The organism is Simplicispira sedimenti (assembly GCF_022760965.1).
In the GTDB taxonomy this organism is placed as follows: domain Bacteria; phylum Pseudomonadota; class Gammaproteobacteria; order Burkholderiales; family Burkholderiaceae_C; genus Simplicispira; species Simplicispira sedimenti.
Map to the genome: position 1 here is coordinate 337,188 of NZ_JAKVIJ010000002.1, position 12,259 is coordinate 349,446.

General features: G+C 69.2%; 11 protein-coding genes. 8 read left to right on the plus strand and 3 right to left on the minus strand.

Annotated features, from left to right (window positions below; genetic code table 11):
* Window positions 1-141 precede the first annotated feature (141 nt).
* The 6 genes from MJ602_RS04040 to dcd all read left to right on the plus strand — a co-directional run bounded on the left by MJ602_RS04040 (window position 142) and on the right by dcd (window position 7,294).
* Window positions 142-1,377, plus strand: coding sequence for a 3-methyl-2-oxobutanoate dehydrogenase (2-methylpropanoyl-transferring) subunit alpha (locus tag MJ602_RS04040; RefSeq protein ID WP_243019489.1), 1,236 nt, complete (start codon window positions 142-144; stop codon window positions 1,375-1,377).
* Window positions 1,378-1,380: 3 nt separating this feature from the next.
* Window positions 1,381-2,433 carry an alpha-ketoacid dehydrogenase subunit beta gene (locus tag MJ602_RS04045; RefSeq protein WP_243019490.1) on the plus strand — a complete coding sequence of 351 codons (1,053 nt, stop codon included), beginning with the start codon at window positions 1,381-1,383 and terminating at the stop codon, window positions 2,431-2,433.
* Window position 2,434: 1 nt separating this feature from the next.
* The gene (locus tag MJ602_RS04050) at window positions 2,435-3,718 is read left to right on the plus strand and encodes a dihydrolipoamide acetyltransferase family protein (RefSeq protein ID WP_243019491.1); all 1,284 of its coding nucleotides are present in this window, start codon (window positions 2,435-2,437) and stop codon (window positions 3,716-3,718) included.
* 16 nt (window positions 3,719-3,734) lie between these two features.
* The gene (gene lpdA, locus MJ602_RS04055; RefSeq protein ID WP_243019492.1) at window positions 3,735-5,132 is read left to right on the plus strand and encodes a dihydrolipoyl dehydrogenase; all 1,398 of its coding nucleotides are present in this window, start codon (window positions 3,735-3,737) and stop codon (window positions 5,130-5,132) included.
* A gap of 236 nt (window positions 5,133-5,368) precedes the next feature.
* Window positions 5,369-6,667, plus strand: coding sequence for a guanine deaminase (gene guaD, locus MJ602_RS04060; protein WP_243019493.1), 1,299 nt, complete (start codon window positions 5,369-5,371; stop codon window positions 6,665-6,667).
* 54 nt (window positions 6,668-6,721) lie between these two features.
* Complete coding sequence (gene dcd, locus MJ602_RS04065) at window positions 6,722-7,294, plus strand: dCTP deaminase (protein ID WP_119965610.1); 573 nt, start codon at window positions 6,722-6,724, stop codon at window positions 7,292-7,294.
* A gap of 9 nt (window positions 7,295-7,303) precedes the next feature.
* On the opposite strand, the gene MJ602_RS04070 is transcribed toward dcd, so the two are convergent.
* Window positions 7,304-7,804: a pyroglutamyl-peptidase I family protein gene (locus MJ602_RS04070; protein WP_341474724.1), complete on the minus strand. Its 501-nt coding sequence runs from the start codon at window positions 7,802-7,804 to the stop codon at window positions 7,304-7,306.
* Here MJ602_RS04070 and ypfJ point away from each other — a divergent pair.
* Window positions 7,803-8,678 carry a KPN_02809 family neutral zinc metallopeptidase gene (ypfJ, locus tag MJ602_RS04075; protein ID WP_243019495.1) on the plus strand — a complete coding sequence of 292 codons (876 nt, stop codon included), beginning with the start codon at window positions 7,803-7,805 and terminating at the stop codon, window positions 8,676-8,678. The two genes, MJ602_RS04070 and ypfJ, sit on opposite strands and share 2 nt — an antisense overlap.
* Before the next feature lie 25 nt (window positions 8,679-8,703).
* Window positions 8,704-10,872, plus strand: a complete 2,169-nt coding sequence (locus MJ602_RS04080) for a SulP family inorganic anion transporter (protein WP_243019496.1) — start codon at window positions 8,704-8,706, stop codon at window positions 10,870-10,872.
* Window positions 10,873-10,986: 114 nt separating this feature from the next.
* Here MJ602_RS04080 and grxD read toward each other — a convergent pair whose 3' ends face one another.
* The gene (gene grxD / locus MJ602_RS04085; protein ID WP_162017086.1) at window positions 10,987-11,310 is read right to left on the minus strand and encodes a Grx4 family monothiol glutaredoxin; all 324 of its coding nucleotides are present in this window, start codon (window positions 11,308-11,310) and stop codon (window positions 10,987-10,989) included.
* A 64-nt stretch (window positions 11,311-11,374) separates the two neighbouring features.
* Window positions 11,375-12,241 (minus strand): peptide chain release factor N(5)-glutamine methyltransferase, encoded by an 867-nt coding sequence (prmC, locus tag MJ602_RS04090; protein WP_243019497.1) that lies wholly within the window; start codon window positions 12,239-12,241, stop codon window positions 11,375-11,377.
* Window positions 12,242-12,259: the final 18 nt, after the last annotated feature.

A 12,259-nucleotide genomic window follows, 5' to 3' on the forward strand; every position in this document is an offset into this window, starting at 1 on the left:
CGGCTGGCAACCCGCATTGTGCGGGCATAGAATCCACGGCTGCGCTACAGCGCAAAGAGGGGGATGCAACGCCAACACCCCGGTGCTGCATCCCAATCCCATAACGCAAGCGCGCGACACAATCGCGTGCGGAGACCGTGGATGACATCGCACACAGCCCTGCGGCTGCATGTGCCGGAGCCTACTGGGCGCCCGGGCTGCAAGACCGACTTCTCCTACCTCAGCGTCTCGCCGGCCGGCGCAGTACGCAGACCTTCCCCCGATTCCCCCGCCTTTGATACCGCCGACCTGGCCAACAGCTTGGTGCGCGTACTCGATGACGAGGGCCGCGCCGTCGGCCCCTGGGCCCCGGCCATCCACCCTGAGCGCCTGCGGCGCGGGCTGCGCGCCATGATGAAGACGCGCATCTTCGATGCCCGCATGCTGGTGGCCCAGCGCCAGAAGAAGCTCTCGTTCTACATGCAGTGCCTGGGCGAGGAGGCCATCGCCGTGGCCCATGCGCAGGCGCTCCAAGACGGCGACATGTGCTTCCCCACCTACCGCCAGCAGGGTCTGCTGCTCTCGCGTGACGACATCCCCATGTCCGAGCTGATCTGCCAGCTCATGAGCAACGAGCGTGACCCGCTCAAGGGCCGCCAGCTGCCCGTGATGTACTCGTACAAGCGCGCGGGCTTCTTCTCGATCTCGGGCAATCTGGCCACCCAGGTCATCCAGGCCGTGGGCTGGGCGATGGCCTCGGCGATCAAGGGCGACACCAAGATCGCCTCCGCCTGGATCGGCGACGGCGCCACAGCCGAGTCCGACTTCCACACCGCGCTGACCTTCGCCCACGTGTACCGCGCCCCGGTGATCCTCAACGTGGTCAACAACCAGTGGGCCATCTCCACCTTCCAGGCCATCGCGGGCGGCGAGGGTACTACCTTCGCCCAGCGCGGCGTGGGCTGCGGCATCGCCTCGCTGCGCGTGGACGGCAACGACTTCCTGGCCATCTACGCCGCCTCGCAGTGGGCGGCGCAGCGCGCGCGCGCCAACCACGGGCCGACACTGATCGAGTGGGTGACCTACCGCGCCGGCCCCCATTCCACCTCGGACGACCCGTCCAAGTACCGCCCCGCCGACGACTGGCAGCGCTTTCCCCTGGGCGACCCGATCGAACGCCTCAAACAGCACCTGATCGCCATCGGCGAGTGGAGCGAAGAGCGCCACGCCCAGGCCCAGAAGGAGCTGGAGCAGGAGGTGATCGCCGCGCAGAAGGAGGCCGAGAGCCACGGCACGCTGCTCGACGGCCGCGTGCCGAGCGCCGCCACGATGTTCGACGATGTGTACAAGGACATGCCGGAGCATCTGCGCCGGCAGCGCCAGCAACTGGGGGTCTGAGCCATGGAAACGCAAGAAAAAGACACGGCGGCCACGGCAGGGACCGTGCCGATGACCATGATCCAGGCGCTGCGCTCGGGCCTGGACGTGATGATGGAACGCGACGATGACGTCATCGTCTACGGCCAGGACGTGGGCTACTTCGGCGGCGTGTTCCGCGTCACCGAAGGCCTGCAGGCCAAGTACGGCAAGTCGCGCTGCTTCGACGCGCCGATTTCCGAGGGCGGCATCGTCGGCACCGCCGTGGGCATGGGTGCCTACGGGCTGCGCCCGGTGGTGGAAATCCAGTTCGCCGACTACTTCTACCCGGCCATGGACCAGATCGTCTCCGAGGCGGCGCGCCTGCGCCACCGCTCGGCGGGCGACTTCACCGCGCCGCTCACCATCCGCATGCCCTGCGGCGGCGGCATCTACGGCGGCCAGACGCACAGCCAGAGCCCCGAGGCCATCTTCACCCACGTGTGCGGCCTGCGCACGGTGATGCCGAGCAATCCTTACGACGCCAAGGGCCTGCTGATCGCCTCCATAGAAAACGACGACCCGGTCATCTTCCTGGAGCCCAAGCGCCTCTACAACGGCCCGTTCGACGGCCACCACGACCGCCCGGTCGTGCCCTGGTCCAAGCATGCCCTGGGCATGGTGCCCGAGGGCTACTACACGGTGCCACTCGACAGCGCCGCCGTGTTCCGCCCCGGCAAGGCCGTCACGGTGCTGACCTACGGCACCATGGTCTGGGTGAGCGAATGCGCCGCGCGCGAATCCGGCATCGACGCCGAGATCATCGACCTGCGCTCCATCTGGCCGCTGGACCTGGAGACCATCGTCAACTCCGTGAAGAAGACCGGCCGCTGTGTCGTGGTGCACGAGGCCACGGGCACCGGCGGCTTCGGCGCCGAACTCGCGGCGCTGGTGCAGAAGGAATGCTTCTACCACCTGGAAGCCCCCATCGAGCGCGTGACCGGCTGGGACACCCCCTACCCGCACGCCCAGGAATGGGCCTATTTCCCGGGACCCGCGCGTGTTGGCGCGGCCCTCAAGCGTGCAGTGGAGGCATGACATGGGTATTTATGTAATCCGCGTGCCCGACATTGGCGAGGGCATTGCCGAAGTGGAACTGGTGGCCTGGCATGTCCAGCCCGGCGACGTGGTGGCCGAGGACCAGCCCATCGCCGATGTGATGACCGACAAGGCCACGGTGGAGATTCCGTCGCCCGTGGCGGGCAAGGTGCTGGCGCTGGGCAGTGTGGTGGGCCAGTCCATCGCCGTGGGCTCCGAGCTCGTGCGGCTGGAGGTGGAGGGCGACGGAAATTTGAAGCCAAATGCAGCTCCAGCGCCCGTCCATCAAGCGCCAGTAGCTCCTGTTTCAGTAGCATCCGAGGCGCCCCCGGCGCCCACCCCCGTTGTGGCACCTGCGGCCGCGCGGCCCACGGCGGCGCCCCGCGCCGCCGTGGTGCCGCGCACTGCGGACGAGCGCCCGCTGGCCTCGCCCGCGGTGCGCCGCCGTGCGCTGGACCTGGGCGTGGAGCTGCGCTACGTGCACGGTAGCGGCCCGGCCGGCCGCATTGAGCACGACGACCTCGACGCCTACCTGGCCGGTGGCGGCCAGGCGCCGGGACAGGGCGCTTCGCCCTATATGGAGCGCCATGGCGAGGAAGCCATCCCCGTCATCGGCCTGCGCCGCAAGATCGCGCAGAAGATGCAGGAGGCCAAGCGCCGCATTCCGCATTTCAGCTATGTGGAAGAGGTGGACGTGACCGAGCTGGAGGCCTTGCGCCAGCAGCTCAACAAGCTCCACGGTGCCACGCGCGGCAAGCTCACGCTGCTGCCCTTCCTGGCGCGGGCCATGGTGCTGGCGCTGCGTGACTTCCCGCAGATCAACGCCCGCTTCGACGACGAGGCCGGCGTGGTCACGCGCCACGCGGCCGTGCACCTGGGCGTGGCCACGCAGACCGACGGTGGCCTCATGGTGCCGGTGCTGCGCCATGCCGAGGCGCTGGACCTGTGGGCCTGCGCGGCGGGCATCGCGCGCGTGGCCGAAGGCGCGCGCAGTGGCAAGGCGCCGCGCGAGGAGCTGTCGGGTTCGACCATCACCCTCACCAGCCTGGGGGCGCTGGGCGGCATTGCCAGCACGCCGGTCATCAACCACCCCGAGGTGGCCATCGTCGGCGTCAACCGCATGGTCGAGCGGCCCATGTTCCGCAATGGCCAGGTGGTGGCGCGCCAGCTCATGAACCTCTCGTCCTCGTTCGACCACCGCGTGGTCGATGGCATGGACGCGGCGCAATTCATCCAGGCCATGCGCGCGCTGCTCGAAACCCCGGCCCTGCTGTTCGTCGAGTGAAGCGGGAGGAATACACATGAAAGAAATCACCACCAAGCTGCTGGTCATCGGCGGCGGTCCCGGCGGCTACGTGGCCGCCATCCGCGCCGGCCAGCTCGGCATTCCCACCGTGCTGGTCGAGGGGGAGAGCCTGGGCGGCACCTGCCTCAACATCGGCTGCATCCCGTCCAAGGCGTTGATCCATGCCGCGCACGCGTTCGACGCTGCACGCCACCAGGCCCACGGCTCGCCGCTGGGCATCAAGGTGCAGGAACCGAGCATCGACATCTCGCAGACCGTGCGCTGGAAGGACGGCATCGTCAAGCGCCTCACCGGCGGCGTGGGCGCGCTCTTGCGCAAGGCCGGCGTGCGGGTGCACAAGGGCTGGGCGCACATCGAGGACGGCAAGTCCGTGACCGTGCAGCCCGCCGAAGGCGGCGAGCCCGTGCGCGTGCGCTGCGAGCACCTGCTGCTGGCCACGGGCTCCGAGCCGGTCGAGCTGCCCATGCTGCCGTTCGGCGGTGCCGTCGTCTCGTCCACCGGTGCGCTCTCGCCGGACAGCCTGCCGCGCCGCCTCGTCGTCGTGGGCGCGGGCTACATCGGCCTGGAGCTGGGCATGGCCTACCGCAAGCTGGGCGTGGAAGTCGCCGTGGTCGAGGCCGCCGAGCGCGTGCTGCCCGGCTACGACGAGGAACTGACCCAGCCAGTGCTCGACGCTCTGGAGAAGAGCGGCGTCGTGCTGCACCTGGGCTGCAGCGTGCAGGGCTACGACGCGCAGCACGGTGTGCGCGTGCGTAGCGCGCGCGCCGACGAGTTCGCGCTGCCCGCCGACCGCGTGCTCGTGGCCGTGGGCCGCAAGCCGCGCACCACGGGCTTCGGGCTCGAATCGCTGCAGCTCGACATGGCCGGGCGTTACGTGGCGGTGGATGCGCAGTGCCGCACCTCCATGCGCAACGTCTGGGCCATTGGCGACATCACCGGCGACCCCATGCTGGCGCACCGTGCCATGGCGCAGGGCGAGGTGGTGGCCGAGGTGATCGCGGGCAAGCACCGCCGCTTCGAGCCCATGGCCATTCCGGCCGTGTGCTTCACCGACCCCGAGGTCGTGGTCGTGGGCAAAACGCCGGGCGAGGCGCGTGCCGCAGGGCTGGACTGCATCGACGCGGCCTTCCCGTTCGCCGCCAACGGCCGCGCGATGACGCTGGAAGCCACCGGCGGCTTCGTGCGCGTGGTGGCCCGGAAGGACAACCACCTGATCCTCGGCTGGCAGGCCGTGGGCCAGGGCGTGGCCGAGCTGGCGGCGGCCTTCACCCAGTCCATCGAGATGGGCGCGCGGCTGGAGGACGTGGCGGGCACCATCCACGCCCACCCCACGCTGGGCGAGGCGGTGCAGGAAGCGGCGCTGCGGGCGCTGGGGCACGCGTTGCACATTTGACGCACCCCCGGATGGAGGGGCTCCCCCCTGAGTCGCCTTCGGCGCCTTCCCCCCTCTCTGCTTCGCTGCGCTGCGCGGAGGGGGGACGCCACCGGTGCTGCGGGGCGGCCCTTGCACGGTGGCCCTGGTCGGGGCCTCGCCAGTGTCGTCCAGCGCTGGCGGTGCTTGCTCCACACCATACAACGGAGGGGCTTTGCCGGAGAAAAGGCGCGGCTGGCTCCGGTAAGCTTGCAGCCATGCACATTTACCGTTCTGCCCTGTTGCGTTTTTCCGAGGATGGCCAGGCCTTGTACGACGAGGATGGCCTGCTCGCCATCGGCCCCGATGCCCAGGGCCGCCAGCGTGTGCTGGCGGTAGGAGCCTGGCAGCAACTCGCGCCGCAGTTCGCGGGTCAACACGTCACCCATTGGCCGGGGCGCCTGATCGCGCCGGGCTTTGTGGACATGCATGTCCACTACCCGCAGACCGACGTGATCGGCTCGCCCGCCGAGGGCCTGCTGCCCTGGCTGGAGAACTACACCTTTCCGCACGAGAAGCGCTTTGTGGCCCAGGGCTACGCCGAGCAGGTGGCCGAGTTCTTTCTCGATGAGCTGCTGCGCAACGGCGTGACGACGGCACTGGCCTTCGCGACCTCGCACCCGCAGTCGGTCGATGCGCTGTTCGGCGAGGCGCGGCGCCGACACCTGCGCCTGATGACGGGCAAGGTGCTGCAGGATCGCCATTCGCCCGATGGTGTGCGTGACGAGACGGAGCAAAGCCTGATCGATACCGAAGACCTCATCACGCGCTGGCATGGCGTGGACCGACTGGGCTACGCCATCACGCCACGCTTCGCGCCCACCAGCAGCCCGGCGCAGCTGCGCGGGGCAGGGCAGCTCGCGGCGCGGTATCCGGATGTGTGGATTCAGTCCCATGTGGCCGAGAACCTCGACGAGGTGCGCTGGGCGTGCGAGCTGTATCCGCGCTCGCGCAGCTACCTCGCGGTGTACGACGATTTCGGCCTGATGCGCGAGCGCGCCGTGTATGCGCACTGCATCCATTTCGATGCGGCCGACCGCGCGCTGATGCACCAGCGCCGCACGGCCGCAGCCGTCAGCCCCACAAGCAACCTGTTCCTGGGCAGCGGCTTCTTCGACTACCAGGCGGCCGACCGCGCGGGCTTCGCCTACGGCCTGGCCAGCGACGTGGGCGGGGGCACGAGCTTCTCGCCGTTCCGCACCATGCTGGCCGCCTACACCGTGGGGCGTGAGGGGCAGACCAAGCCGGGCCTGAGCCTCTCGCCCCAGCAGCTGTGGTGGCAGCACACAGCGGGTGCGGCGCGCGCGCTGGGGTTGGACGGCGTGGTGGGCAACCTGCAGCCGGGCTGCGAGGGCGACTTTGTGGTGCTCAACCCCCAGGCCACGCCGCTGCTGGCGCGGCGCACCGCGCAGGCGGGCAACCTGGACGAATTGCTGTTCGCCATGATCGTGCTCGGCGACGACCGCCTGGTTGAGCAGACCGTGATTTCACAGGCAAAATATGGCCCTGGCGCTTGATGTTCAAGCGCAACCAGCTATCAAAATCGTAGTACCTGGCGAGGAACCCGCACCATGAGCATCAAGAGCGACAAATGGATCCGCCGCATGGCGGCCGAGCACGGCATGATCGAGCCCTTCGAGCCCGGCCAGGTGCGCGAGGCCGAGGGCCGCAAGATCATCAGCTACGGCACCAGCAGCTACGGCTACGACATCCGCTGCGCGCCTGAATTCAAGGTCTTCACCAACATCCACAGCACGGTGGTGGACCCGAAGAATTTCGACGAGAAAAGCTTCGTCGATTTCGAGGGCGACAGCTGCATCATCCCGCCCAACAGCTTCGCGCTGGCGCGCACCGTCGAATACTTCCGCATCCCGCGCAACGTGCTCACCGTCTGCCTGGGCAAGAGCACCTACGCACGCTGCGGCATCATCGTCAACGTCACGCCCTTCGAGCCCGAATGGGAAGGCTACGTGACGCTGGAGTTCTCCAACACCACGCCGCTCCCCGCGCGCATCTATGCCGGCGAGGGCTGCGCCCAGGTGCTGTTCTTCGAGAGCGACAAGGACGACGTCTGCGAGGTCTCGTACAAGGACCGGGGCGGCAAGTACCAGGGCCAGCACGGCGTCACCCTGCCGCGGGCCTGACCCCGGCCGTCAGTGCAGGGCGCCCGCGCCCGCGGCGATGTCCTGCCGGTGCAGCACGGCGGCCCACAGCATGGCGTGCACGCCGCGCACCATGTCGCGGAGCTGCATAGCGGGCGCGCCCTGCTCCGGCAGCCAGGGCACGTGCACGAAACCGCCGCGCGCCCCGGCTGCGGCGCCAGCGGCGAGCTGGTGCAGCAGGCCGTAGAACACCGCATTGCACACGAAGGTGCCCGCCGTCTGCGACACCTCGCAGGGCAGGCCGGCCCGTTGCGCCGCACGATGCAGGGCCTTGACGGGCAGGGTGGCGAAATACGCGGCCGGGCCTGCGGGGACGACGGGCGCATCGACCGGCTGCTCGCCCTGGTTGTCGGGAATGCGCGCGTCCACCAGGTTGATGGCAATGCGCTCGACCGACAGTGCGCCGCGCCCGCCCGCCTGGCCCAGGCACAGCACCAGCGCGGGCCGCGTGGGCCGCGCGTAATATGCACAGGCATCACAGGAGCAGGCCATGAAATGGGAAGGCAACCGCGAATCGGACAATGTCGAAGACCGCCGTGACGGCGGTGGCGACGGTTTCCAGATGCTGGGCGGGCGCAGCATCGGCATTGGCACCATCGTCGTGGCGCTGTTGGGCGGCTGGCTGCTGGGCGTCAATCCGCTGACCCTCCTCGGGCTGCTCAGCGGTGGTGGCGTGCCGCCCGCCCAGGTGCAGCAGGCGCCTGCACAGCGCCCGCCAGCCGACGACCGGCTTGCGCGGTTCGTCTCTACCGTGCTGGCCGACACCGAGGACGTGTGGCATGGCGTGTTCCGACAGGCCGGCGGCAGCTACCAGGAACCCCGGCTGGTGCTGTTCCGCGGCGCCACGCCCACGGCCTGCGGCACGGGCCAGGCGGCCATGGGGCCGTTCTACTGCCCGGCCGACCAGAAGGTGTACATCGATCTGGGCTTCTACGAAACCCTCCAAAGCCGCCTCGGCGCGCCGGGCGACTTCGCCCAGGCCTACGTGATCGCCCACGAGGTGGGCCACCACGTGCAGAACCTGCTGGGCATCAGCGCCAAGGTGGACCAGATGCGCGGCCGCGTCAGCCAGGCCGAATACAACCGCCTGTCCGTGCGTCTGGAACTGCAGGCCGACTGTTTCGCCGGCGTGTGGGCCCACCACGCCCAGAATGCCCGCCAGATCCTGGAGCAGGGCGACGTGGAGGAAGCCATGAACGCGGCCGCGCAGATCGGCGACGACGCGCTGCAGCGCTCCAGCGGCGGCGCCGTGGTGCCCGAGTCGTTCACCCACGGCACCAGTGCGCAGCGCCAGCGCTGGTTCCACGCCGGCATGCAGCAGGGCAGCCTCAAGGCCTGCGACACCTTCGCGGCGCGCGCACTCTGAAGCCACGCCGCGCAGACGGAGCCCCATGCCGGACACCCAGGTCCACCCCGAGTCCGCCACCCCGGTGCGCCGGGGTGCCCGTGCCGTGCCCGTGCCGGCCTCGGGCATGGCGGCCGCGTGGTCGGCTGCCGCTGTCACCGTGCCCCATGCAGTGGGTCTGGGGCTGCTGGCGTTTGCGCCTTTGGCGGCAGACCATTCGCTGGCAGCGCTGGCACTGTGGTCGGCAGCCCTGCCCGGTTTGTTGCTGACGCTGGCGGCACCCCGTGCAGGGGTGGTGTATGCGCCCACTACGGTGGTGGCACTGTTGTTTGCGGCGGTGCTGGCCACGGTGCATGGTGCGGCGCCTGGGTTGGGGCTGAATGCGCGCCAGGTGCTGGCGGTGACGGGTACGACAGTGGCACTCGCCTTTGTGTTCCAGTGGCTGCTGGGGGTATTGCGCCTGGCGTCGGTGGCGCGTTTTTTGCCCATTTCGGTCACACATGGCTTTGCGGCCGGGGTCGGGCTTTCCATGGTGCTGGGGCAGGTGCGCAACGGCTTTGGCAGCGGTGCATTGGGCGATGAGCGCACCGCCTGGCATGCCCTGGCAGCGCTTGGCGTGGCGGCCCTGGCCTGGTGGCTGCGCGGGCGCTGGCCGCGCATGCCGGGATTGCTCACGGCCGTGGCCGTGGTGTCTGTGGCGGTGGCCGTGGCAGGCATTTGGGGCGCAGGCCTGGGGGATGTGTTTGTTGCCGCCGTGCAGCCCAGTGCCTTTGCCGGGCCGCTGTGGCCCGACTGGGGCGGTGTGCCCTGGATGGCGGTGGCCGAGCGCCACGGACAGGCGCTGGTGTTGCTGGCCTTGCTCATGGCCTTGGTCAACAGCCTGGAGGTGCTGGTGTTCCACCAGGAGCTGGAACTGGACCACGGCCTGCGTGTGGATGCCAACGCGGCCCTGCGCCGCGAGAGCTTGCTGGGCGCGCTGTGCGCGCTGGTGGGCATGATTCCCGCATCCACCAGCGCTTCACGCTCGCGCATTGTGCTGGCCCAGGCGGGGCCATCGCTTCAGGCGATGCGCTGGCACGCAGCCATCATGCTGGGGGTGGCACTGACGGGCGCCTGGTGGTTGCACTGGGTGCCCATGGCCTGCCTGGCCGGGGGGTTGGTGCTGGCCGGGTTGCTGCAGGTTCCGGGCCTGATGTGGTCAAGCCAGTACGCGCGCCAGGCGCGCTTTACCTGGGTACAGAGCTGGCTGGTGGCCCTGGTGTTTGCCGTGTTTGGCGGTGTGGTGGCGCTGGTGGCCGGGCTGGTCGTGGCCACCTTTGTGCTGTTGCACGATTCCGCCACCACGGTGCTGCGCCACGTGCGCATGGATGGTGAATTGCGCTCGCGTCGCTTGCGTCGAGCAGCGTCTGACGGATGGATTGCGCCGCGCATGAACCAGGTGGCGGTGTTCGAGCTGCAAGGCGTCATGTCCTTCGGTGTGGCGGCCCATCTCGCGGAACAGGTGCGCCTGCTGCTGCAGCCCCGGCACCGCTGGGCTGTGCTGGACGCCAGCCGCGTGCCCGCCTGGGACAGCACCGCGCTGGCGCAACTGCGCGCCCTGGTGCGCGACCTGCAGCAGCAGGGCATTGCCGTGGCAGTGGCCTCACTCGATGGGATCGCGGCGGCGCAGGTAGGCAGTGCGGTGCGCAGCTTTGCCGACCTGGACCGCGCGCTGGAATGGGCCGAGGCGGCCATCCTGGCGCAGCGCCCACAACACCTGCGTGTGTGCCATTCCGACAGCGACCCGCTCGGAGAGATCGGCGAGGGCCTGCAGGCACAGGCGCGCCAGGCGCTGGAAGCGGTGCTGCGCCCGCAGCTGGTGCCCGGCCACAGCATCGTGTTTGCGGCGGGCGATACCGACCGCGATCTGCTGATCGTGCAGTCCGGCCACATCACCCTGGTGACCCACTGGCCGGCTGCCAGTGGCCTGCGCCTGGCCACGGTGGGGCCGGGCATGGCGTTCGGGGAGATGGCCTTTCTCAGCGGCGCGCCACGCACCGCCTGCGCGGGCACCGAGCACGGCAAGGCGCGCCTGGTGCGCCTGGCCCGAGCCGATTTCGACGCCTGGGCGCAGCAGCACCCGCAGGCCGCCCTCACCGTGATGAACAATCTGGCCCAGATCGGCACCCGCCGCCTGGCCGCCACCACGCGGCAGTTGCGTGCGGTGCTGGAGTAGTGATTTTTCGCTACCGGCGGCGCTCAGGCTACGGCGCAGACCATGCCCAATAAAAAACCGCCCCGGAGGGCGGTTCTGTGCGCAGGCGCGCTGAAAGGGGTTGGGGCCTGGCCTTCAGCCCTCGGTACCCAGGAGCTTCTTCAGCTCGCCCGATTCGTACATCTCCATCATGATGTCCGAGCCGCCGATGAACTCTCCCTTGATATAGAGCTGGGGGATGGTGGGCCACTGGCTGTAGTCTTTGATGCCTTGGCGGATTTCGTCGTCGTCGAGCACATTGACGGTGGCGATGGCCTTGGGATCCACGCCACAGGCCTTGAGCACCTGGACGGCGCGGCCGGAAAAGCCGCACATGGGGAAGCTGGCGGTGCCCTTCATGAAGAGCAGGATGTCGTTGGATTTGACGAGTTCGTCGATGCGTTGGCGGATGTCGCTCATGGGGGGCTCCAAAAGGGTGGGGCGTGTGCGCCCGAGGGGTGGTTAAAAGGTGGATTTGGCGTGATTATTTCACTGTCGGCCTTTGCCCGCCGGAGCATCGCGCGATGCCGGCGAGGTCTTTGCGGGTTTGCACGGCCTGCAGGCCCGCAGCCTGCAGCAGCGCGCACACGGTCGGGGCCTGGTCGTGGCCATGCTCCAGCAGCAGCCAGCCGCCCGGCACCAGGTGTGCGGGGGCCTGGGCAATGATGGTGCGGATGTCGTCCAGACCATCGGCACCACTGGCCAGCGCCTGCAGTGGTTCATGCTGCAGGGCCGCCAGGTGCGGGTCGGCCGTGGGGATGTAGGGCGGGTTGGACACGATGGCGTCGAACGCGCCCTCCAGCCCCTCCATCCAATGCCCGCGGCGGAACTGCACCGGCAGGCCCAGGCGCTGGGCGTTGGCCTGGGCCACGGTGAGCGCGTCCAGGCTGGCGTCCACCGCCAGCACACGGGCATCGGGCCGTTCTTTTTGCAGGGCCAGCGCGATGGCGCCGCTGCCCGTACCCAGGTCCAGCACGCGCGGGGCGGCGACGGGGGCCAGGACTTCCAGTGCCCAGTCCACCAGGGTTTCGGTGTCGGGGCGGGGGTCGAGCACGCGGGCATCCACCTGCAGCTCCAGTCCGTAGAAGGCCTTGGTGCCCGTGAGGTAGGCCACGGGTTCGCCATCCAGGCGGCGGCGGCACAGAGCCTCGAAGCGCTGCTGTGCTGCGGGGGGCAGCGGGTCGCTGTCGTGCGTGATGAGCCAGGCGCGTTCGTCCGTGGGGCGGCCCAGCGTGTGCAGCAGCAGCATTTGGGCGTCGATGCGCGCAAGCCCTTGCTGCAGGGCCTGCGCCAGCGCCGCCTGCACGGTGATATTTGCTATCGAATGAATAGCTGATTGCGCTTTATCCATGGGCGTTGGGTGCCGATT

What these genes read in the sequence shown, in the direction of transcription:
- prmC (WP_243019497.1), bottom strand. Translation starts at nt 12,241, where the DNA reads ATGGATAAAGCGCAATCAGCTATTCATTCGATAGCAAATATCACCGTG.
- guaD (WP_243019493.1), top strand. Translation starts at nt 5,369, where the DNA reads ATGCACATTTACCGTTCTGCCCTGTTGCGTTTTTCCGAGGATGGCCAG.
- MJ602_RS04080 (WP_243019496.1), top strand. Translation starts at nt 8,704, where the DNA reads ATGCCGGACACCCAGGTCCACCCCGAGTCCGCCACCCCGGTGCGCCGG.
- dcd (WP_119965610.1), top strand. Translation starts at nt 6,722, where the DNA reads ATGAGCATCAAGAGCGACAAATGGATCCGCCGCATGGCGGCCGAGCAC.
- grxD (WP_162017086.1), bottom strand. Translation starts at nt 11,310, where the DNA reads ATGAGCGACATCCGCCAACGCATCGACGAACTCGTCAAATCCAACGAC.
- MJ602_RS04045 (WP_243019490.1), top strand. Translation starts at nt 1,381, where the DNA reads ATGGAAACGCAAGAAAAAGACACGGCGGCCACGGCAGGGACCGTGCCG.
- MJ602_RS04070 (WP_341474724.1), bottom strand. Translation starts at nt 7,804, where the DNA reads ATGGCCTGCTCCTGTGATGCCTGTGCATATTACGCGCGGCCCACGCGG.
- ypfJ (WP_243019495.1), top strand. Translation starts at nt 7,803, where the DNA reads ATGAAATGGGAAGGCAACCGCGAATCGGACAATGTCGAAGACCGCCGT.
- MJ602_RS04050 (WP_243019491.1), top strand. Translation starts at nt 2,435, where the DNA reads ATGGGTATTTATGTAATCCGCGTGCCCGACATTGGCGAGGGCATTGCC.
- MJ602_RS04040 (WP_243019489.1), top strand. Translation starts at nt 142, where the DNA reads ATGACATCGCACACAGCCCTGCGGCTGCATGTGCCGGAGCCTACTGGG.
- lpdA (WP_243019492.1), top strand. Translation starts at nt 3,735, where the DNA reads ATGAAAGAAATCACCACCAAGCTGCTGGTCATCGGCGGCGGTCCCGGC.